Below are 21,890 nucleotides of genomic sequence, written 5' to 3' on the forward strand. Positions count from 1 at the left end.
AGACGCCCCTCGCCGGCCCTGCCGACGGGGGGTTTTTGTTGCGGTCAGCCGGCGGCTCAGTCGACGCCGGGATCGGCGGTGAAGCCGGCGGCGACGATGCCGGCGATGGCACAGGCCTCGTCATTGTCCGAGGTATCGCCGGACACCCCGACGACGCCGATGATCTGGCCGGCGCCGTCGCGCACCAGCACCCCGCCGGGCACCGGCACGAGCGAGCCGCCGATGGCGCTGGCGGCGGCGCTGATGAAGAAGGGCTGGTCCTTGGCCCGCTTGAACAGGGAGCGCGAGCCGATGCCCAGCGCCAGGGCGCCATCGGCCTTGCCGCGCGCGATCTCGCCGCGCTTGAGGCTGGCGCCATCCTCCGCCGCGAATGCCTTGAGCGCGCCGCGGACGTCGAGCACGCAGATGGCCAGCGGGTTCATGGCCTGCGCGCGCCCATGGGCGAGGGCCGCGGCAATGAGGACTTGCGCCTGATCGAGGGAGAGGTCGGCGGCAGAGGCGGTCATGGGGATCTCCAATGGTCGAGGCGGGCGCCCCTCGGGGTGGGTCGAGCTTGTCTAGACCAAATCACCGGGGCGTTGAATGGGTGGGGGGCGATGGCGCGGGCTGAAGCGGCGCCGATTTCAGGCGCGCCTCCAGCTGCGCCTCCACCTTCACCAGCGGCGCCGGCGAGACGCTGAGCTCGCCCTGGAACGGACGATCCATGATGAACAGCAGCGCGCTCAGCATGCCGAGACCGGCGATATAGAGAATCGGCAGCGGATGGCGCGCCTGCGCCCCCTGCAGGCAGGCCGCGCAGGCGAACAGCAGGCACAAAAGGGCGCCGAGCACCCACCACATCACCGTCGGCAGGCCCCCCCGGGCGATGCCCAGCCGCGCCGCCCGATCGTCCTGCACATCATCGAGATTCTTGTCGATGTCGTTGGAAAAGCGGGCATCGAGCGGCAGATTCTCCAGCAGCGCATCCACCTCCAGCTGCAGGCGCGCCAGCGCCGCCGCGGTCTCCGGCGCCTCGCCGCCGCCGCGGCGCATGGCGGCCCAGCCGGAGGTCACCACCTCGCGCACATAGGCGCGCAGCGCCAGCCGCGCCGGGCCGGGATCCATGATGGACGAGGCACCGTTGAGGGCGCGATCGAGCTGGTAGATGTTGGCCGCCTCACGGCTGACGTTCAGATCCGCGGTGCGGAACTGGCCGATGGCCTGCACCAGCGAGAAGCTGAGGAACACCCCCGCCAGCGGTCCCAGCACCTTGAAGGTGTCCAGGGCGGCCGCCGAGCGCGCCTCCGCGCCCTCCCGCGGCAGCAGCCGCCCCAGCCGGTGGACGAGGGCCAGCACCAGCAGCAGCACAACGGCGACGCTCAGCACGATCAGGACGTTCGGCCACTGCGCAAGGTGGTCGGCAAAGCTGACGATCATCGGGGGCCCCTCCTCCACGAGGTCCCGCCCGCCACGGGCCCCACGGCGCCTCTTAGTTCAAGGTTGGCCATGGCGTCCATCGCTGCGGGGGCGACTTTTTTCACCGTGCCGGCCCGCGTCGTGGCAGCATGCGCCACCGTCGAATCTTTCCGCCGTGCCGCGGCCGCCCGCCCCAGATGCGCGGGCGCAGCCGGCGCGCCGGACCGCCCGAGGCCGCCATGACCGCAGCGTCCACCTCCGCCTTGCCCCGCCGCAGCCGCGAGCCGGGGCATCGTCGCAAGTTTCTGGTGGTGGTGGACGACACGCCGGAATGCGACCGCGCCGTCTATTACGCCAGCCGTCGTGCCGCCGGCACCGCCGGAGCGGTGGTGCTGCTCGGTGTGCTGGAGCTCGAAGGGGCGCGCCAGCAATGGCTGGGAGTGGCCGACCTGATGCGCGCCGAGGCCCATGACGACATGAGCAGCCGGCTCGACAAATTCGTCGCCCGCGCCCGCCAGGTGGCCGGGGTGGATGCCGAAACCGTGATCCGCGAGGGCTCCAAGGCCGAGGCGGTGACGGGCCTCATCGCCGACGATCAGGATATCGCCATTCTGGTGCTGGGCGCCGGGGTGGGCAAGGAGGGCCCCGGCCCGCTGGTCACCGCGCTGGTGGGCTTCCAATCCGGGCATTTCCCGGTGCCCATCACGGTGGTGCCGGGGGCCCTCACCGATGCCGAAATCGACGCCCTCGCCTGACCCGCCCCGCCGCCGCCCGGGCGCCTGCCCGACCGACGCCGGTTGCAGCCCACCTTGTAGCCCGGCCTTGCACCCCGGCCTTGCACCCGGCGGGATTCCCGCTATATTAGCGCCGTCCCCTGATGGGGATGCCTCAGCGCCATCGCAGTCGAAGGTGATGAGAGTGGGCCCCACCGGGACCCGCTCCGTTTCTGTTTATCCGGCCTTCCACGCCGGACCGGCCACGAACCGCGCAGGCCAGTCTCCGCCCAAGCGGACCCGTTTCCCAGCCGCGCGCCATCGGCGCCCGGCGCCAGCCGTCCCGGAGGGACATGACCGAGACCCTCGTCGCGCTCGACGATCCGAACGAGCCGCGCCTCATCACCGAAACCGGAGTGGCCGCCCGCGTGGCCGCGATCGCCGACGGCGTGCTCGGCGGGCTGGGCTATCGGCTGGTGCGGGTGAAGGTGACGAACCGCGATGGCGGCACGGTCCAGATCATGGCCGAACGCCCCGACGGCACCATGAGCATTGACGATTGCGAGGCGGCCTCCCGCGCCCTCTCGCCGGTGCTGGACGTGGAAGACCCCATCGCCAGCGCCTATCGCCTGGAAATGTCCTCCCCCGGCATCGACCGCCCGCTGGTGCGCCGCTCCGATTTCGTGCGCTGGGCCGGACACGAGGTGAAGGTGGAGATGGCCGCCGCCGTGGCCAGCCGCAAGCGCTTCCGTGGCCTGCTCATCGGCGTCGAGGGCGACAGCGCCGTGGTGCGCCGCGATGACGCCCGCGCCGACGAGGACGCAACCGTTCAGCTACCCATGGCCGACATTCACGACGCCAAGCTGGTGCTGACCGACGCCCTGATCACCGAGGCCCTGCGCGCCGCCAAGGCCGCCGGCCAGGAGCTGGACGACGACGAGGAAGCCTTCCTCGAAGGCGCCGACGGCGAAGCTGCGGACGACGCCGACGCGCCCGCCGAGAGCGCGTCTGGCCGCAAGACCGCAGCCAAATCGACCGCAGCCAAATCGACCTCTGGCAAGCCGGCGCCTGCGGGCAAGGCTGTGGCCAACAAGGCCGCTACCGGCAAGGTGGCGGGCAAGAAGGCCAAAGGCAAAAAGGCGGGGGCCAAGAAGTCCAACGCCAAGAAATCCAATTTTGAGAACACCGGCAGCGTGAAGGAGACGCACTGATGGTGGCCGTCAGCGCAAACCGACTGGAGCTTCTGCAGATCGCCGACGCGGTCGCCCGTGAGAAGTCCATCGACCGCAGCATCGTCATTGCCGCCATGGAGGATGCCATCGCCAAGGCCGCGCGCTCGCGCTACGGCCAGGAGACGGACATCCACGCCGACATCAATCCGCGCACCGGCGAATTGCGCCTCGCCCGCCACCTGCTGGTGGTGGACCAGGTGGAGAACCCGGCCACCGAGATCACCCTGGATGGCGCCCGGCGCCACAATCCGGCGGCCCAGGTCGGCGACACCATCGCCGACACCCTGCCCCCATTCGATTTCGGCCGCATCGCCGCGCAGAGCGCCAAGCAGGTGATCGTGCAGAAGGTGCGCGAGGCCGAGCGTGACCGGCAGTATGACGAATACAAGGACCGCATCGGCGAGGTGCTGAACGGCCTCGTCAAGCGCGTCGAATACGGCAACGTGGTGGTGGACCTCGGCCGCGGCGAAGGCATCCTGCGCCGTGACGAGCTGCTGCCGCGCGAGACCGTGAAGACCGGCGACCGCATCCGCGCCTATATCTATGATGTGCGCCGCGAGCCGCGCGGCCCGCAGATCTTCCTCTCCCGCACCCATCCCCAGTTCATGGCGAAGCTGTTCGCCCAGGAAGTCCCGGAGATCTACGACGGCGTGGTGGAGATCAAGGCGGTGGCCCGCGATCCCGGTTCCCGCGCCAAGATCGCCGTCATCTCCCGCGATTCGTCGGTGGATCCGGTCGGCGCCTGCGTCGGCATGCGCGGCTCGCGCGTGCAGGCGGTGGTGAACGAGCTGCAGGGCGAGAAGATCGACATCATCCCCTGGAATCCGGACATCGCCACCTTCATCGTCAATGCCCTGGCCCCTGCGGAAGTGGTCAAGGTGGTGCTCGATGAGGAGCGCGAGCGCATCGAGGTGGTGGTGCCCGACGCCCAGCTGTCGCTGGCCATCGGCCGTCGCGGCCAGAACGTGCGGCTCGCCACCCAGCTCACCGGCTGGGACATCGACATCATGACCGAGCAGGAGGAGAGCGAGCGGCGGCAGAAGGAATTCGCCGAGCGCACCAAGATGTTCTCCGAGGCTCTGGACCTGGACGAGATGATGGGCCAGCTGCTCACCTCCGAGGGCTTCACCTCGGTGGAGGAGATCGCCTATGTGCCGATCTCCGAGCTCGCCTCCATCGAGGGCTTCGACGAGGACACCGCCGCCGAGCTGCAGTCCCGCGCCCGCAAGCACCTCGCCGAGGTGGAGGAGGCGCTGGATGCCCGCCGCACGGAGCTGGGCGTCGAGGATGCCCTGAAGGATGTCCCCGGCATCACCTCCAAGATGCTGGTGGCGTTCGGCGAGAACGACATCAAGACCGTCGAGGACCTGGCCGGCTGCGCCACCGATGACCTCATCGGCTGGAGCGAGCGCAAGGATGGCGAGACCATCCGCCATGCCGGTGCCCTGGACGGTTTCGAATTCACCCGCGAAGACGCCGAGCATCTCATCATGCAGGCGCGCGTGGCGGCTGGCTGGATCAGCGCCGACGACCTCGCCCCCGCGGGCGAGGACGACGACGCCTCCGCCAACGCCTGAGATCAGGAGATGACCCACGGTGCTTGCACAGCCTGTCGAGGACGAGACGGACGAGGGACCGCGCAGCGTGACTGCCGCGCGGGCGCCTTTGTCACGCCTGTGCCTCGCCACGCGGCAGGTCACCCCGGTCACCGACATGATCCGCTTCGTGGTGGGGCCGGACGGAACCATCGTTCCCGACCTCACCCGTAAGCTGCCCGGACGCGGGGCCTGGGTCTGCGCCACCCGTGGAGACCTCGAGACAGCGTTGAAGCGCAAGGCCTTCGGCCGCGCGTTCAAGGGCAAGGGCAAGGCCGGCCCCGAACTGGTCGCCCTCGTCGACACCCTGCTGGACAAGGACGCCCGCGCCAGCCTCTCCCTTGCCAACAAGGCGGGACAGGTGGTGACCGGCAACGCCAAAGTCGAATCCGCACTCTGCTCCGGGAGCGTCGCCGTGCTGCTGCACGCCGGCGACGCGCGCCCCGACGGCGTGCGAAAGCTCAACGCCCTGGCCCGCCAGATTGCCGCAACGTCCGACCATGAGGCGCGCCATGCGCCGATGGCGATCGTCGATTGCTTCCCCGGCATTGATTTGGACTTGGCGTTAGGGCGGTCAAATGTGGTACATGCGGCCCTGCTTGCGCATCCGACGACGGCGGGATTTCTCGCGCGCTGCCGCAGGCTCGAACGTTGGCGGACCGGATCGTCCGTCGATGGCGAGCGCGGGGCGGGTCCCGTGAGCAGTGCCCAGGCGGCTCTAAGTCCATCGGGAGAGGACCAGAACCGCACAGGTGAGGACAGCAGCCGCGCGCCCGGCCGGATGCAAGGAACGGATAAGGTATGAACGATACGAAGACACCCGGCGACAAGACGCTCCACCCCGCCCCCGGCAGCAAGACGCTCACCCTGAAGCGCCCGGTGGAGCAGGGCACGGTGCGCCAGAGCTTCAGCCATGGCCGCTCCAAGGCGGTCGTGGTGGAGAAGGTGAAGCGCCGCGTCATTGCTCCCGGCGAGACGGGGCAGGCCGCCCCGGCTGCGCCCGCGCCGGCGGCGCCGGCCGCGCCACGTCCGGCTGCGCCCGCTCCCAGCGCGCCGGTGGCCCCCGTCGAAGCCAAGGCGCCCGCGGCGCCGGTGCCGGCGGCACCGCCCGCGCCCGAACCCGTCGCCAAGGCGCCCGAACCGGCCAAGGTGGACGTGAAGGCCGAGGTGAAGGTGGAAGCACCGGCGCCCGCGCCGACCGCGAAGCCGGCCGACGTGCCGGCTGACGTGCCGACTGACATGCCCGTCGAAAAACCGGTTGAAGCCCCTGCGGCCCCCGCTCCGGAAGCCAAGCCTGTGTCCTCTGCTCCCACCACGCCCGTTGCCCCTCCGGCGCAGGCGGCGGCACCTGCCGCCCCGCGTCCCGCGACGTCTTCGACTTCCTCCGGCAGCCGGGCCTCCAGCGGGCCGCAGAGCAGCTCCGGCTCCCGTTCCGGCAGCTCGGCCGGCCCCGCGCAGCGCTCCGGCCAGGCCGGCGCCCAGCGCCCCGCGGGCCCCGGCGCCAACCGCCAGGGTCAGCAGGGCCATGGTCAGGGCCAGCAGGGTCGCGGTGGCTCCGGCGAGCGCCGGCCCGGTGGTCCCGCCGGCCGCCCCGGCCAGCGCCAGGGTGGATCGGGCGTGGTGCTGCGCACCCTGACCGATGATGAACGCAATGCCCGCGCCAACGCCCTTGCCGACGCCCGCGTCCGCGCCGTCGAAGAGCAGCGCATGGCCGAGGAGCGCCGCGCCGCGGAGGAGGAAGCCCGCCGCCGCGCCGAGCGTGAGCGCGCCGAGCGCGCCGAGCGCGAGGCCGCCGAAGCGCGCAAGCGCGAAGAGGACGCCCGCCGCGCCCAGGAAGAGGAAAGCAAGCGCCGCGCCGAGCAGGAAGCGCGCAAGCGCTTCGGCGACGAGCAGGGCTCGACCGGCACCAGCCGGCCGGCCGGTGGCGCCGCGCGCCCCGCTGGCACCACCACGGCCCGTCCGCTCGCCCCCCGGCCCGCCGGCACCGCCGAGGCCGAGGAGGAGGAGCGCCGCGCCGCCCGTCGCGGCCCCGGCGCCCGTCCCGCCGCCCCGGTCAAGGTGCCCCGCGCCCCCGCCGGCCCGGAAAAGCAGCGCGGCCGCCTGACCGTCGTCACCGCTCTGTCGGGGGATGAGGAGCGCCAGCGTTCGGTGGCCTCGTTCCGCCGCCGCACCCAGCGCATGACCGGCAACCGCGCTCAGGAGAGCAAGGAAAAGATCGCCCGCGAGGTGATCCTGCCCGAGACCATCACCATCCAGGAACTCGCCAACCGCATGTCGGAGCGGGGCGTGGATGTGATCCGCCTGCTGATGAAGCAGGGGCAGATGCTGAAGATCACCGACGTGATCGACGCCGACACCGCCGAGCTGATCGCCGAGGAGATGGGCCACACGGTGCGCCGCGTCTCGGAATCCGACGTGGAAGAGGGCCTGTTCGACACGCCCGACGCCGCCGAGGACCTGCTGCCGCGCCCGCCGGTGGTGACCATCATGGGTCACGTCGACCACGGCAAGACCTCGCTGCTCGACGCGATCCGCAAAGCCAACGTGGTGTCCGGCGAGGCCGGCGGCATCACCCAGCACATCGGCGCCTATCAGGTGACGGCGCCGTCCGGCGGCAAGGTCACCTTCATCGACACCCCCGGCCACGCCGCCTTCACCGCCATGCGTGCCCGCGGCGCCAAGGTGACGGACATCGTGGTGCTGGTGGTGGCCGCCGATGACGGCGTGATGCCGCAGACGGTGGAAGCCATCCATCACGCCCGCGCCGCCGGTGTGCCGATCATCGTGGCCATCAACAAGATCGACAAGCCCGGCGCCAAGCCGGAGCGGGTGCGCACCGAGCTGCTCCAGCACGAGGTGCAGGTGGAAAGCCTGGGCGGCGAGACGCTCGAGGTGGAGGTCTCCGCCAAGGAGCAGCTCAACCTCGACAAGCTGCTCGACGCCATCTCGCTGCAGTCGGAAATCCTCGATCTCAAGGCCAACCCCGACCGCGCCGCCGAAGGCACCGTGGTCGAGGCGAAGCTCGATCGCGGCCGCGGCCCGGTGGCCACCGTGCTGGTGCAGCGTGGCACCATGCATGTGGGCGACATCGTGGTGGCCGGCGCCGAATGGGGCCGCGTGCGCGCCCTCATCTCCGACCTCGGCAGCAACGTGAGCGAGGCCGGCCCGTCCATGCCGGTTGAGGTGCTCGGCTTCAACGGCACCCCGGAGGCGGGCGACCGCCTGGCGGCGGTGGAGAACGAAGCCCGCGCCCGCGAAATCACCGATTATCGTCAGCGCCAGAAGCGCGAGAAGGCGGCGGCCCGGTCCACCGCCATCCGCGGCTCGCTGGAACAGATGATGAGCCAGGTGAAGTCGTCTGGCCGCAAGGAGTTCCCGCTCATCATCAAGGGCGACGTGCAGGGCTCGGTGGAAGCCATCATCGGTGCCCTCGAGAAGGTGGGCAACGACGAGGTGCAGGCCCGCATCATCCATTCGGGTGCCGGCGGCATCAACGAGAGCGACGTGACCCTGGCGGAGACATCCGGCGCGGTGATCATCGCCTTCAACGTGCGCGCCAACAAGGAAGCTCGCGACGCCGCCGACCGGGCGGGCGTGGAGATCCGCTACTACAACATCATCTACGACCTCGTGGATGACGTGAAGCACGCCATGAGCGGCCTGCTCGCCCCCATCACCCGCGAGACCATGCTGGGCAACGCGGAGATCCGCCAGATCTTCGCCGTGTCCAAGGTCGGCAAGGTGGCGGGCTGCCTGGTCACCGACGGTGTGGTGGAGCGCGGTCAGCATGTCCGCCTCATCCGCGACAACGTGGTGATCCACGAGGGCAAGCTCTCCACCCTCAACCGCTTCAAGGATGCGGTGAACACGGTGCACGCCGGCCAGGAATGCGGCATGTCCTTCGAGAACTACCAGGACATGCGCGAAGGCGACGTCATCGAGTGCTATCGCGTGGAGACGGTGCAGCGCTCGCTCTGAGGAGCCCCGCCCCTGGCGCCCCCTCTCCCCAGCGGAGAGAGGGCGACGCCGCGACGACGCACCCCTCTTCGACCCCGGATCGCCGGTCGGCGCCCCCCTTTTCAAGGCGGGGGCGGCGCACCGGCGAAAGGGTGCGTTGCCCCCCCGGGAACCCAAGGGGCGCCTCGGGGCTTGAGACATATGGAGTGAACCGGAGCGGCATGGTCCAAACCCATCCGCTCTCGACTTGAAGACAAGACGCCCCGGCCGCGCCGCGCGGTGTCGAAGAGGTTTTTGAACAGATGAGATCCCAAGCCCGCACGGGAGGCGGCCCCTCCCAGCGCATGCTGCGCGTCGGCGAGCTGGTGCGCCACGCTTTGGCCGACGTGCTGTCCCGCGGCGACCATATCGACCCGGTGCTCTCCGGCCACATCATCACCGTGCCGGAAGTGCGCATGTCGCCCGACCTGAAGGTCGCCACCTGCTTTGTCATGCCGCTGGGCGGCAAGGACATCGGCGCCGTGATCAAGGCCCTGGAGGCCAACAAGCGCCACCTGCGCACCGAAGTGGCGCACCGGGTGGAGCTGAAATCCGTGCCGGAACTGCGGTTCCGTGAGGACACCTCGTTCGACGAGGGCGCCCGCATGGACGCGCTGCTGCGCACCCCCGAGGTCGTCCGCGATCTCGACAGTGACGACGAAGAGACCAACCGCGAATGACAACCGCATCTGCCGCATCCGCCGTTCCCGCCGCCGCGCCGGAGGAACCCGAGGCCAGCCCCGCCGCCGACGCCCAGCGCCCCCCGCGCGGCCACGGGCGCGGAAACGACAATCGCCAGCAGGACAACCGCCCCCGCACGCCCAAGCGCGACCTCGACGGCTGGGTGCTGCTCGACAAGCCCACGGGCATGACCTCCACCCAGGCGGTCACCGTGGTGAAGCGCCTGTTCTCGGCCAAGAAGGCCGGGCACGCGGGCACCCTGGATCCGCTGGCGTCCGGCTGCCTGCCCATCGCCTTCGGCGAGGCCACCAAGACCGTTCCCTATGTGATGGATGGCCGCAAGACCTATCGCTTTACCGTCCACTTCGGCATCGAGACCGACACGGACGACGCCGAGGGCAAGCCGGTGGCCACCTCCGAGCTGCGCCCGAGCGACGACGAGATCCTGGCCGCCCTTGCCCCCTTCCGGGGCGAGATCCAGCAGGTGCCGCCCGCTTATTCCGCGCTGAAGATCGGCGGCGAACGCGCCTACGACCTGGCCCGCGAGGGCGCGGACGTGGTGCTGGAGGCGCGGCCCGTCACCATCTATCGCCTCGACCTGGTGGAACGGCCCGATGCCGACCATGCGGTGCTGGAGGCGGAGTGCGGTAAGGGCACCTATGTGCGCGCCATCGCGCGCGATCTCGGCCGCATGCTGGGCGCCCGCGGCCATGTCTCGGCGCTGCGACGCACCTCGGTGGGCCCGTTCCTCGAGGATGACCTCGTTTCCCTGGATGAGCTGCGCGAGCGCGCCGACGCCGGCGAGGCGGATCTGATGGAGGCGCTGGACCCGGTGGAGTTCGCCCTCGATGAGATTCCGCATCTCACCGTCACCCCACCTGACGCGCACCGGCTGCGCTGCGGCCAGAGCGTGATCCTGCGCGGACGCGATGCGCCCATCGTCGAGGGGCATGCCGCCGTGTTCTGCCAGGGCGGCCTCATCGCCATCGGCGATGTGGAGGCGGGTGAAATCTACCCGCACCGGGTGTTCAACTGGGCGCGGCGTCCGCGCCCCCGGGCCCTCGACACCGAGAGCTGAGACCGCTCCCGCGCCGGGGCCAACATTCCGCTGGCCCCGAAAGGGAATTCGGCTATAGTCCCGGCGCGAAAGCGGCGCCCGATGCCATTCGGGCGCCGATTTTCGCATTTGCATTCGACCGTGCTGGACGACATCCCGGCCCGGCCGACTGGCGCTCCTCCCCGCCCTGGCGGTGCGACGGCGCGCCTTTTCCACTCCGTTTGAAAGGACACTGCGATGTCGATCACGGCCGAGCGCAAGCAGGAGCTCATCAAGGATTTCGGGACCAAGGACGGCGACACCGGTTCGCCCGAGGTGCAGGTGGCGATCCTCACGACCCGCATCGTGAACCTCACCGAGCACTTCAAGTCCCACCACAAGGACAACCACTCGCGTCGCGGGCTGCTGAAGCTCGTCTCGCAGCGTCGTAGCCTTCTCGACTATCTGAAGAAGAAGGACGAGGGCCGCTACAAGTCCCTGATCGAACGTCTCGGCCTGCGCCGCTGATGTTACGCCGGATCCGCGCGGGTCTTCCGTTCGGGTCCGGTCCCCTCCCGCCGGTTTCGGCGGGCCCATGTGCGGCTGCGTCCGCAGATGGTCTTATGAACCCCCTGGCCCGGCCCTTTTCTGCGCCGGTGCCGCGCATGCCCCCGTGGCGTGCCATCGCAGCAGGCATGGGGCCGGCTGCGGGTCCGCGAAGCAAGGGACGAACCATGGCAGGATCGCCGGACGCAACCGTCGGAGCCCCTTCCCCGGAAGGTGCGCTTCGCGCGGCGCGTCCGGCCGTCTTGCTCATGGCTCGCCTCGTTCGCCAATAGAGAAAGACGACGCATGTTCGACATTCACAGCGAAACGCTGGATTGGGGCGGAACCACCCTCACCCTGGAGACGGGCAAGATGGCCCGCCAGGCCGATGGCTCGGTGCTCGCCACCTACGGCGACACCAAGGTGCTCGCCACCGTGGTTTCCGCCAAGGAGCCGAAGCCCGGCCAGGACTTCTTCCCCCTGACCGTGAACTACCAGGAAAAGTCCTACGCCGCCGGCCGCATTCCCGGTGGCTATTTCAAGCGTGAGGGCCGCCCCTCCGAGAAGGAGACCCTGGTCTCCCGCCTCATCGACCGGCCGATCCGCCCCCTGTTCCCCGATGGGTACAAGTGCGACACCCAGGTGATCATCACCGTGCTCGCCCACGACCTGGAGAACGACCCCGACGTGGTCTCCCTGGTGGCCGCCTCCGCCGCCCTCACCCTCTCCGGCATCCCCTTCATGGGCCCGGTGGGCGCCGCCCGCGTCGGCTTCATCGACAATGAATACGTGCTCAACCCCACCGTGGACGAAGTCAAGGAAAGCGACCTCGACCTGGTGGTGGCCGGCACCTCCGACGCCGTGCTGATGGTGGAATCGGAAGCGAAAGAGCTGCCCGAGGAGATCATGCTGGGCGCCGTGATGTTCGGCCACCGGCACTTCCAGCCGGTGATCGAGGCCATCATCAAGCTGGCCGAGAAGGCCGCCAAGGAGCCCCGCACCTTCCAGCCCGCCGACGTCTCCGCCGTCGAGGCCAAGGTGAAGGAAATCGCCGAGGCCGACCTGCGCGCCGCCTACAAGATCAAGCAGAAGCAGGCCCGCTATGAGGCGGTCGGCGCTGCCAAGTCCAAGGTGAAGAAGTATTACGAGGAGCTGGCGCTGGGCGGCACCGCGGTGCCCAACGGCCAGGTGGTGGCCGAGGTGATCAAACACCTCGAAGCCCAGATCGTGCGCTGGAACATCCTCGACGACGGCATCCGCATCGACGGCCGTGACGTGCGCACCGTGCGCCCCATCGTCTCGGAAGTCGGCATCCTGCCGCGCGCCCACGGCTCCGCTCTGTTCACCCGCGGCGAGACCCAGGCCCTGGTGGTCGCCACTTTGGGCACCGGCGAGGACGAGCAGTTCATCGACAGCCTGGAAGGCACCTACAAGGAGCACTTCCTGCTGCACTACAACTTCCCGCCCTTCTCCGTGGGCGAGACCGGCCGCATGGGCTCCCCCGGCCGCCGCGAGATCGGCCACGGCAAGCTCGCCTGGCGCGCCATCCACCCGATGCTGCCCGCCAAGCACGAGTTCCCCTACACCCTGCGCGTGGTCTCCGAGATCCTGGAGTCCAACGGCTCCTCCTCCATGGCCACCGTCTGCGGCTCCTCGCTGGCGCTGATGGATGCGGGCGTGCCGCTGCGGCGCCCGGTGGCGGGCATCGCCATGGGCCTCATCCTGGAAGGTGAGAAGTTCGCCGTGCTGTCCGACATCCTCGGCGACGAGGATCACCTCGGCGACATGGACTTCAAGGTGGCCGGCACCGAGCAGGGCGTGACCTCGCTCCAGATGGACATCAAGATCGCCGGCATCACCGAGGAGATCATGAAGGTCGCCCTGGCCCAGGCCAAGGACGGTCGCACCCACATCCTCGGTGAGATGTCCAAGGCCCTCACCAGCGCCCGCGCCGAGCTGGGCGAGCATGCCCCGCGCATCGAGGTCATGAAGATCCCGGTGGACAAGATCCGCGAAGTGATCGGCTCCGGCGGCAAGGTGATCCGCGAGATCGTCGAGAAGACCGGCGCCAAGGTCAATATCGAGGACGACGGCACCATCAAGATCGCCTCGTCTTCGGGCGACAGCATCAAGGCCGCCATCAACTGGATCAAGTCCATCGCTTCCGAGCCGGAAGTGGGCCAGATCTATGACGGCACTGTCGTGAAGGTGGTGGACTTCGGCGCCTTCGTGAACTTCTTCGGTTCCAAGGACGGCCTGGTGCATGTCTCCCAGATGGCCAAGGAGCGGGTGAACAAGCCCTCCGACGTCGTCAAGGAAGGCGACAAGGTCAAGGTCAAGCTCATGGGCTTCGACGAGCGCGGCAAGACCCGCCTGTCCATGAAGGTGGTGGACCAGGTGACCGGCGAGGACCTCGAGGCCAAGGAAAAGGCCGAGCGGGACGCCGCCAAGGCCGCTGCCAAGGACGAGAATGGCGAGGCCGGCGCCGCCGAATGATCGACCATTGCGCGACAAAGACGGAAGGGCGGCCGATTGGCCGCCCTTTTTTTTGGCTTTGCCGACATGTTCCCATAAGGGGGATCGGCTCTCTTTGAAAAATGGGGCGGCGCTTTCAAAACCAACAGAGGCGTCCGATCACCCAATTCGCACCAGCGATGATCAAAAAAATATCGCTTTACAAATGACTTAGCGACACCTGCCACAAAACCGAAAGGCGAGCCGGCCTTCTGTCGCCACCACAGGGCTGCCTGGATATCGCGCAGCGGCATGAGCCTGCAGAAGGGGATAGGGGCTTTTATCTGCCGCTTTACTAGGCTGCACTCCGGTTTTAGAGGCCTTGGCACGACAGAGTGGTAATCTGCAGCCGCACGCCCATCACGTGAACAAATTTATAGCAATATGATTCAAATCAATAAAACGCACGGCCACCGGATGTAGGCACTTCTAAAGTGCTGCTCTCAGCATGACGTTTGGCTGCAGTCGCGCGTCGGCAGTCCATTGTGTTACATCAGTATTATTTAACATTTAAAATTACTGTATCCCGCGTTGGGTGGACGTTCTCAAATTGGAGGCAAATATGCCGATTATTACTTTTCGCTCGTCGAGCACGAAGGATAAGCGCGCCTATGCGACGGCGGGCGATACCAGCACCATTCTCACCGTCGCCAAGGCGAACGGCGTGCAAATTCCCTTCGAATGTGAAGAAGGCGAATGCGGCTCCTGCCTCATCCGCGTCGAATATCCCGAAGGCAAGCCGCGCATGGCGATCGCGCTGACCGAGCGGGAAAAGGCCAAGCTCAGGGAACTGGAAAAGATCACCGAAGAGCAAATCCGCGATGCCGAGGTCAATGATATCGCGCCGCCTTATCGGCTCGCGTGTCAGTTCATCGCGCGCGAAGAGGAAGTGATCATTCACTACGAAGTGTGCGCGGTCGAGGTTTGAGCTAAGCTCTTTCACGATCATTCGGCAGGGTCGGCGCGCAGCCGGCCCGGCCTTCATCTGGAGGTGGTCCGATGAACAGTGTCGAAGAATTCCTTGCTTACGCCGTCAAGCTGGAAGAGGAGGCCGCCCTCCGTTTCGGCGAGCTGGCAGACGCCATGGGAAGCTGCGGCAATAGCGACGTGAGCAAGCTCTTCCGGCGCCTATCCGAATACTCGCGGATGCACCTCGCCGACGCCCGCGCGCGCTCCGCGTTCCGCGACATCCCCACCAAGGCCGCGTCCGAATTCGATTGGCCCGACGTCGAAAGCCCGGAAACGGCCGCCATCTGGGCCGCCGACCCCTTCCTGGGCCATGGCGAGGCGCTGCAGATCGCCCGCGAGGCGGAAGAAGCCAGCCGCGATTATTACAAGTCCATCCTCGACACCAGCGAGGACCCTGAGATCAAGGCGCTCGCGAAGGAATTCTTCGAGGAGGAGAGCCAGCACGTTCGGGAGATCCACAAATGGATCGCCGCCTATGAGGCCCGCCGTTCCGTCACGGCGAGCTGAGCCGCGCCAATGCGGATCGTCCGGCGGTCAGAGGATGACCACCGGAGCATCCGGGCCGCGCCAAAGCAATAACGGTGTCGGCGCGGTGCACGCGCTCATTTTTGGGTGCGCCGCGCGGGCCGTTCACACGCCGCAACAACCTGGTTTGCCGGGTGTGGGCCTGCCCCCTGCCCCATTCCGCAGGACAGAAGCGCACCCTTCCCGCCAGTCACGGGAAGGCCGAACGGCCGTACGGCCCGCCGTGTGGGGCTTGGCTTAGAGGGGCTTGGTGCCCCTGCCTGCCCGCTCCTGTGTCGCCGCGCAGTTCGCCGCGGCACAGGTGTCGCGTCCCACCTGCCGCGGCACGCTGAGGCGACACCGGCTTCACCAGACCCTGCTTGGCCAGACCCTGCTTGGCCCCAAAAACCCGCAACGCATCACGGTCGCGCAAAGCAGGAGGCAGGACCGCGTACGCCTTCCGCTCCCGCTCGAAAAGTGGGCGCCCGGCACATTCCGGCGAAGCCCCAGCGGGGAGCCCGATGGCGGCGCCCCGCTGGGGCTTCGCCGGACAAACACGCGCTGGCGTCAGAACAGCTTCATGCCGGGGGGCAAAGCGAGGCCGCCGGTGAGGGCCTGCATCTTCTCCTGCATCACCCGCTCGGCCTTGCCGCGGGCATCGGCCAGGGCGGCGACGATGAGGTCTTCCACGATCTCCGCCTCGTCGGGCTTCAACAGCGAGGGGTCGATATGGATGGCCTTGCACTCGCCCTTGGCGGTGACGCGCACGGTGACGAGGCCGCCGCCGGAGGCGCCATCCACCTCCACATTCTCCAGTTCCGCCTGCATCTGCTGCATGCGCTCCTGCAGCTCCTTGGCCTGCTTCATCATGCCCAACAGGTCGCGCATCGCCTCACTCTCCTTCACTCAATATTCGATCTCATCATCCGGCCCGGGGCCGGAATAGGCGTCGTCCTCGGCGGGAGGCAGCGCCTCGCTGGCCTCATCCTCGCGGGTGCGCACATCCACCACCTCGGCGCCGGGAAAGCGCGCCAGCACCGCCGCCACCAGGGGATGGGCCTTGATGCCCTCCTCCCGCTCGGCGCGGCGGGCGTCCTTCTCCTCGGCCAGCGTCGGGCCGCCCTGCTCCTGGGAGAGGGAGACCAGCCAGCGCCGGCCGGTCCATTCGGACAGCTTCTTGGCGATGTTCTGCACCACCGTGGCGCTGCCACCGGGGGCAAGGGCGAGCTCGATATGGCCGTCCTCGAACTTCACCGGCCGCACCTGGGTTTCCACCGCCAGCTTCAACAGCAGATCGCGCTTCTCACTGGCGAGGGCCGCCACATCGGCGAGGCTGGCGAGCTGTGGGCCCGCCTCCACCGCCGGCGCCCGGACGGGCGTCGGCGCCGGCTGCGGCGCGGCGGTCGCCGCCGCCAAAGCGAGCCGCGGGGCAGAAGCGGTCACGGGGGCGGGCATGCCAGCGGTGATGGGCGCGCCCATCGCCGCCGCCATGGCCATGGCACCGCCGGCCCCGCCGGAACCGCCGCCGGGGCCGGCGCCCGGGCTGGAAACCGGCTGGTCCTTCAGCCGGCGCAGCGCTTCATCGGGGGTGGGCAGATCGGCGGCATAGGCGAGGCGCACCAGCACCATTTCCGCCGCCTGGGCGGGCTTGGGGGCCTGCTGCACCTCGCTGATGCCCTTCTGCAGCATCTGCCAGGCGCGGGCCAGCACCCGCATGGACAAGCCGCGAGCCATCTCCACCCCGCGCACCCGCTCGGCCTCCACCAGCGCCGCGTCATTGGCGGTGTCGGGGACGATCTTCAGGCGGGTGACGAGATGGGTGAAATCGGCGAGATCGGTGAGGATCACCGCCGGATCGGCGCCGGAATCATATTGGTCGCGGAATTCGGCGAGGGCCTTTGGCATCTCGCCGCGCATCAGCGCCTCGAACAGATCGATGACGCGGCCCTTATCGGCAAGGCCGAGAAGGCGCCGCACCTCTTCCGCCGAAACTTGCCCGCCGCCATGGGCGATGGCCTGGTCCAGCAGCGAGAGGCTGTCGCGCACCGAGCCTTCCGCCGCCCGGGCGACGATGGAAAGAGCCTCCGGCTCGATGGCCACCCCCTCCTTGGCGCAGATGCCGGAAAGGTGGGCGGCGAGCACGCCGGCATCCACGCGCCGCAGATCGAAGCGCTGGCAGCGGGAGAGCACGGTGACCGGCACCTTGCGGATCTCGGTGGTGGCGAAGATGAATTTCACATGCTCCGGCGGCTCCTCCAGCGTCTTCAACAGGCCGTTGAAGGCGGCGGTGGAGAGCATGTGCACTTCGTCGATGATGTAGACCTTGTAGCGGGCCATCACCGGGCGATAGCGGGCACTCTCGATGATCTCGCGGATGTCGTTGATGGAGGTGTTGGACGCGGCGTCCATCTCCATCACGTCCACATGGCGGGATTCGATGATGTCGCGGCAGTGCTTGCCCGGCACCGAAAGATCGAGGGTGGGCCCGCCGGGCGCGCCATCCATGGGTTCGTAATTGAGCGCCCGGGCGAGGATGCGGGCGGTGGTGGTCTTGCCCACGCCGCGCACGCCGGTGAGGATATAGGCCTGGGCGATGCGGCCGGAGGCGAACGCATTCTTCAGGGTACGGACCATGGCCTCCTGGCCGATCAGGTCCGTGAAATTCTGCGGCCGGTATTTGCGCGCCAGCACCCGATAGGCGCCGGGGCTGGCGGGGGCGGGAGCGGTCGTCACGGGAACCGGCGCAGGCGGCGTGCCGAGATCGAGGCCGGCGCCCAGATCGTCCTGGGCCTCGCCGTGCGCCTCATCGCTGCGCTGATCCTCGCTCATGACGCGGCCTTCGAGAAGAGAAAGACGGGGGACATGCCCCATACATAGCACCGCGGGCGCGCGCGTCGATGGCCCGCGCCCGGAAATGCACGGCCGCACCCCGCCTGTGGAAGGCGACTGCGGCCGCGCGTGACGATTCCTCCGCGCCTATTTCGGGGCGGGCACCTGCTGCGGCAGCGGCGGCTTGCCGGCCGGCGACGCACCCGCCTGGGGCTTGGCCGCGTCGGGCTTAGCGGCACCCGTTTTCGCGTCGGTGGGGACGCGGATGCAGACGTAGCGGCGGTAGCCTTCGGCGAAGGCTTCCTTGTTCTTGGCGTCCAGGCGGGCGGGGATGTTCTTCGCAATGGCGGCCTTGCAGGCCTCCTCGGTAGGGTAGCTGGTCTCGCGGTTCACAGCCACTTCCGGCTTCACCAGCGCGCTCAGGACGAGGACGACGACAACCCACATGATGGCGCTCCTTCCAATGGGGCGCCCCTCCCCTACCCCGCGATCCAAGCGGGATTGCGACAACGCGCACCCGCCCATGCCCCATCCCCCGCAATTTCGGTGGGCCGCCGGGAGCATGGTCCCAGCCCTCTCTGCCCCCGTCGCCCTCCGGCCCTCTCCCCCGTCGCGCTCCAGCTCGACCGGAGGGCCTATCGCCGCCGCCAGGCGCCACACCGGGGGCGGCTATGGATGCTCCGGTCAAGCCGGAGCATGACGGTGGTTATTGGGGAAGACGCAGCGCTGCGCCCGCGGCGGTCGCCCGCATCAGCTTCCCCACACCGTCGCCCTCCGGCTTGACCGGAGGGCCCACCGCACCGCTAGGCGCCACTGGCGGAGGCAGACGCGCACCCGCCGGCGCCGCCCGGAAACCGGGCGCGCGAGGCAAGCGCGATGATGTGCGAGGGTGGGAGGCTGGACGAAGACCCGAGACCGGGCTCGTTGGGGCTGCTTCCTTCCGGACCTGACCCGGTTGGCGAGTGGCTCGTCCACCGCCAACCTCCCGAGCGCTATATGGCAGGGGTGCCGGCGCGATGCAAGGGGCGCACGCACAGGATCCCCGGGCATCACGCGCCGCCGCAAAGGCTTGGCGGGCGCGCTTCAACACCGCTTCTCCAGGCCGTCGCGGTTTCCGGCGCCGACGGCGGGCCTTGAAACCAGGCGGTGCGGTCCACCACAGGACAGAGGCGCCGCCGAGGGGAGTGGCTCGGCCCCTTGGGGTGCGATAGACATCGGCGGCCGGGCCGCCGCGGCCTCTGGCGGGGCGCGGGTGTCTTCAGGGAGAATGGAACCATGGCGCAGGGCGGGCAGGACAAGCCGAGGTCGGTCCTGGTGATCCTGGGGCGACGACTGGTGCTGGGCATGGTGTTTCTTCTGCCCGCGGTGCTGGTGCTCATCGTGCTGGGACACGCCATCAAGCTGGTGGGGGCGCTCGCCAAGCCCGTCTCCCATCTGGTGCCGGTGGAAGATTATGTGGGGGTGAGCGGGGAAAGCCTCATCGGCCTTCTGCTCATTCTCCTCATCGCCTTCGGCGCGGGCTATGCCGCCAGCACGCGCCACGGCCGGCGGGTGACGCGCTTCTGGGAGAATTCCCTGCTGGGCGGCGTGCCGCAATACCAGCTGGTGAAGAGCATGGCTGATGGCCTGACCCAGGTGGAAAGCATGGCCGGCGTCACCCCGGCCTTGATCAGCCGCGACGGCGCCTGGCAGCTCGGCTACCAGCTGGAGGAGATTCCCGACGGCTGGGCCGCCGTCTTCATCCCCCGCGCCCCAACCCCCATGTCCGGCGACCTCTTCTATGTCCCGAAAGACCGCGTGGTCCCCCTCAACATCCCCATGGCGCAGGCCATGATGGTGGTGAAGCGCATGGGATTGGGATCAGGGGACGCGCTGCGGAAGGCGGGGCTGGTGTTTCCTGAGGGGTGAACGTGCGATGCGGGGCGCCGGTCCAATTCTGCGCCTCCCATCCCAACCGCCGTCATGCTCCGGCTTGACCGGAGCATCCACCCCCTGGCGAAACGGCCGGCTCCCGGTGCACTGTGGACGCGACCACGGCGGAGCTTGTGCATGGAGCGGCGTTATTTCGTTTATCTCCTCGCCAGCAAGCCCCGCGACACACTCTATGTAGGCGTGACCAATGATCTGACGCGCCGCGTGTTCGAGCACCGGCTCGGCACCGGAACGGGCTTCACCAGCCGCTACCATGTCCACCGCCTCGTCTGGTTCGAGATCCACGACACGGCCCTCGCCGCCATCCAGCGGGAAAAGCGGCTGAAGGCGTGGCTGCGGCAGTGGAAGATCGATCTGGTGGAAAAGAGCAATCCCGAGTGGCGCGACCTCTTCGACGAGATCGCGCTCGGCTGAGGAATAGGCCCTCCGGTCAAGCCGGGGGGCGACGGTGGGGTGGCCGTCAACCAGGGCAACCTTCCGGCACCGGCGCCGAGCGCATTCCCGAAGATGCCCCCTTCAAAAACCACCGTCATGCTCCGGCTTGACCGGAGCATCCATGGCCGCACCCTTTGTCGGCACAAGCCGTGAGGTGGGCCCTCCGGTCAAGCCGGAGGGCGACGGCGCGGAGGAGGGCAGCCGCGGCAATATCCCGATGCCAGCGCAGCCCGTCCGTCGGCGCATAACGCGCTAACCCTCCGCCCAACCACCGTCATGCTCCGGCTTGACCGGAGCATCCATCGGCAGGGGCAGGCGCGTCGGTATGGAAGAGGGTTGTGAAGCGGGACGAAGACCCGAGGCACGGCGCGTTGAGGCTGCTTCCTTCTGGACCTGACCCCGTTGGCGAGTGGCTCGTCCACCGCCAACCTCCCACGCGCGATATGGCAAGGGGAGGGGTGGGATGCAAGGGGGTAAGGCGATCGCCAAATTCGCCCCATCCTTGGAAGAGGGAATCCTACTTCCACTTAGCGAGAAGTTTTCTTACTTGATCCGGCACTCCCCACGAATCGTATATCTGGCTATTTTTCTTTAATGCATCAGAAATAATTGCATTAAAAGAATCATCCCAAACCTCAAGCCTTTCGAGAAGAGCAATTCGCGTCTTAGCGTCCGAAAAACTTCCGCTGTTTGCGAACATATTCACCAAAATGTAGGCGATTTTGTCCTGCAGTTTTTTATGACGTAAAGCATGTTCAAATATTTCCTTCCCGATACTAGATTCTGCCTTTCCCTGCCCGTTGAAGGCCTGAAAGCGACTAACGAATCCATGAGGATCGGCGCCGCATTTGATAGAAAACACCGGAATACCGCGACCGAGCGCGTAGCCAATCTCCTGATCGCACCAAGAGCTATCCTTGAATCCGGGATGAATTAAGGCGATAAGTAAATCGCATGTAGATAGCGCCGCTTCAATTTCAATCTGCCATTCGAGAGTTGGATGTATATCGTTGTGCGCAACAAAACATCCCATTCCCCATCGACTGAGTGCATTTTTCAATTTTGACGCCTGCTCTCGATGGGCAGTCAAGTGCGATATAAAAACCTTTAATTTTCCATCTTCCCAGAAATGACTATTAAAATCCTCGTCCTTTTGTCCGTTTCCTTCCTTTGTTATAATTCCGAAATGTTCAGCAAGTTCAGATAGGTCAGAATCATTTGAATCTTCAATCATTTTGACGACATAAGCATCTTTTCCGCCATTCCATTGATCGCTAGTCGGCAGATAAAATTGCTTCAAAACCAAATCAATCTCAGTCCAAGTTTCGGGCTCGAGTCGTTTTGAAATATCCCTGATAAATTTTATTCTCTGAGATTTTGACAATTTCATCTTGTCGGCCCTCCCGCTTCGTCCGAAAAATTGGAATGGGGAAACGGGGTCACGCCATTCCCTTCGCTTCACCATTATCTAGCTCGAATCGCCGAAATCGTAATATCGACTACCATTCCCGAT

19 protein-coding genes and 2 other RNA genes are annotated in these 21,890 nt (G+C 67.5%); 13 read left to right on the plus strand and 8 right to left on the minus strand.

The window, feature by feature from the left end:
- Positions 1–56: 56 nt before the first annotated feature.
- On the minus strand, positions 57–506 hold the full coding sequence (locus MEU52_RS07760) for a GlcG/HbpS family heme-binding protein (protein WP_238120531.1): 450 nt from the start codon (positions 504–506) through the stop codon (positions 57–59).
- Between the two features lie 61 nt (positions 507–567).
- Positions 568–1,416, minus strand: coding sequence for a bestrophin-like domain (locus tag MEU52_RS07765; RefSeq protein ID WP_238120530.1), 849 nt, complete (start codon positions 1,414–1,416; stop codon positions 568–570).
- Between the two features lie 218 nt (positions 1,417–1,634).
- On the opposite strand from MEU52_RS07765, the gene MEU52_RS07770 reads away from it, so the two are divergent.
- The 11 genes from MEU52_RS07770 to MEU52_RS07820 all read left to right on the plus strand — a co-directional run bounded on the left by MEU52_RS07770 (position 1,635) and on the right by MEU52_RS07820 (position 15,184).
- Positions 1,635–2,150, plus strand: a complete 516-nt coding sequence (locus tag MEU52_RS07770; RefSeq protein ID WP_238120529.1) for a universal stress protein — start codon at positions 1,635–1,637, stop codon at positions 2,148–2,150.
- A 311-nt stretch (positions 2,151–2,461) separates the two neighbouring features.
- Positions 2,462–3,319 carry a ribosome maturation factor RimP gene (gene rimP / locus MEU52_RS07775; RefSeq protein WP_238120528.1) on the plus strand — a complete coding sequence of 286 codons (858 nt, stop codon included), beginning with the start codon at positions 2,462–2,464 and terminating at the stop codon, positions 3,317–3,319.
- On the plus strand, positions 3,319–4,917 hold the full coding sequence (nusA, locus tag MEU52_RS07780; protein WP_238120527.1) for a transcription termination factor NusA: 1,599 nt from the start codon (positions 3,319–3,321) through the stop codon (positions 4,915–4,917). Before rimP ends, nusA begins: the two co-directional genes overlap by 1 nt.
- A gap of 19 nt (positions 4,918–4,936) precedes the next feature.
- On the plus strand, positions 4,937–5,740 hold the full coding sequence (locus tag MEU52_RS07785) for an RNA-binding protein (protein ID WP_238120526.1): 804 nt from the start codon (positions 4,937–4,939) through the stop codon (positions 5,738–5,740).
- Complete coding sequence (gene infB, locus MEU52_RS07790) at positions 5,737–8,913, plus strand: translation initiation factor IF-2 (RefSeq protein WP_238120525.1); 3,177 nt, start codon at positions 5,737–5,739, stop codon at positions 8,911–8,913. The genes MEU52_RS07785 and infB overlap by 4 nt, the downstream gene beginning before the upstream one ends.
- Before the next feature lie 281 nt (positions 8,914–9,194).
- Complete coding sequence (rbfA, locus tag MEU52_RS07795) at positions 9,195–9,611, plus strand: 30S ribosome-binding factor RbfA (protein WP_238120524.1); 417 nt, start codon at positions 9,195–9,197, stop codon at positions 9,609–9,611.
- On the plus strand, positions 9,608–10,690 hold the full coding sequence (gene truB / locus MEU52_RS07800) for a tRNA pseudouridine(55) synthase TruB (protein ID WP_238120523.1): 1,083 nt from the start codon (positions 9,608–9,610) through the stop codon (positions 10,688–10,690). The genes rbfA and truB overlap by 4 nt, the downstream gene beginning before the upstream one ends.
- 216 nt (positions 10,691–10,906) lie before the next feature.
- Positions 10,907–11,176, plus strand: coding sequence for a 30S ribosomal protein S15 (gene rpsO / locus MEU52_RS07805; protein WP_238120522.1), 270 nt, complete (start codon positions 10,907–10,909; stop codon positions 11,174–11,176).
- Positions 11,177–11,500: 324 nt separating this feature from the next.
- Positions 11,501–13,690 (plus strand): polyribonucleotide nucleotidyltransferase, encoded by a 2,190-nt coding sequence (gene pnp / locus MEU52_RS07810; protein WP_238120521.1) that lies wholly within the window; start codon positions 11,501–11,503, stop codon positions 13,688–13,690.
- Positions 13,691–14,270: 580 nt separating this feature from the next.
- Complete coding sequence (locus tag MEU52_RS07815) at positions 14,271–14,636, plus strand: 2Fe-2S iron-sulfur cluster-binding protein (protein ID WP_238120520.1); 366 nt, start codon at positions 14,271–14,273, stop codon at positions 14,634–14,636.
- A 71-nt stretch (positions 14,637–14,707) separates the two neighbouring features.
- Entirely contained in the window at positions 14,708–15,184 is a 477-nt protein-coding gene (locus MEU52_RS07820) for a ferritin-like domain-containing protein (protein WP_238120519.1), read from the plus strand.
- A gap of 564 nt (positions 15,185–15,748) precedes the next feature.
- On the opposite strand, the gene MEU52_RS07825 is transcribed toward MEU52_RS07820, so the two are convergent.
- From MEU52_RS07825 to ffs (MEU52_RS07840), 4 genes are all read right to left on the minus strand, one after another.
- Complete coding sequence (locus MEU52_RS07825) at positions 15,749–16,069, minus strand: YbaB/EbfC family nucleoid-associated protein (protein ID WP_238120518.1); 321 nt, start codon at positions 16,067–16,069, stop codon at positions 15,749–15,751.
- A gap of 18 nt (positions 16,070–16,087) precedes the next feature.
- On the minus strand, positions 16,088–18,010 hold the full coding sequence (locus tag MEU52_RS07830) for a DNA polymerase III subunit gamma/tau (RefSeq protein WP_238120517.1): 1,923 nt from the start codon (positions 18,008–18,010) through the stop codon (positions 16,088–16,090).
- Between the two features lie 147 nt (positions 18,011–18,157).
- Positions 18,158–18,457: a hypothetical protein gene (locus tag MEU52_RS07835; protein WP_238120516.1), complete on the minus strand. Its 300-nt coding sequence runs from the start codon at positions 18,455–18,457 to the stop codon at positions 18,158–18,160.
- A 441-nt stretch (positions 18,458–18,898) separates the two neighbouring features.
- Positions 18,899–18,997, minus strand: an RNA gene (gene ffs / locus MEU52_RS07840) — signal recognition particle sRNA small type.
- A gap of 288 nt (positions 18,998–19,285) precedes the next feature.
- Here ffs (MEU52_RS07840) and MEU52_RS07845 point away from each other — a divergent pair.
- Both MEU52_RS07845 and MEU52_RS07850 read left to right on the plus strand, forming a co-directional pair.
- On the plus strand, positions 19,286–19,918 hold the full coding sequence (locus MEU52_RS07845) for a hypothetical protein (protein ID WP_238120515.1): 633 nt from the start codon (positions 19,286–19,288) through the stop codon (positions 19,916–19,918).
- 141 nt (positions 19,919–20,059) lie between these two features.
- A complete protein-coding gene (locus MEU52_RS07850) occupies positions 20,060–20,356 on the plus strand; it encodes a GIY-YIG nuclease family protein (protein WP_238120514.1) in 297 nt (98 codons plus the stop codon).
- 356 nt (positions 20,357–20,712) lie between these two features.
- Here MEU52_RS07850 and ffs (MEU52_RS07855) read toward each other — a convergent pair.
- Both ffs (MEU52_RS07855) and MEU52_RS07860 read right to left on the minus strand, forming a co-directional pair.
- Positions 20,713–20,811: signal recognition particle sRNA small type (gene ffs / locus MEU52_RS07855), an RNA gene on the minus strand.
- Between the two features lie 83 nt (positions 20,812–20,894).
- Positions 20,895–21,767: a toll/interleukin-1 receptor domain-containing protein gene (locus MEU52_RS07860; RefSeq protein ID WP_238120513.1), complete on the minus strand. Its 873-nt coding sequence runs from the start codon at positions 21,765–21,767 to the stop codon at positions 20,895–20,897.
- Positions 21,768–21,890 lie beyond the last annotated feature (123 nt).

The organism is Xanthobacter sp. NM-25 (assembly GCF_022138605.1).
GTDB lineage: Bacteria > Pseudomonadota > Alphaproteobacteria > Rhizobiales > Xanthobacteraceae > Xanthobacter.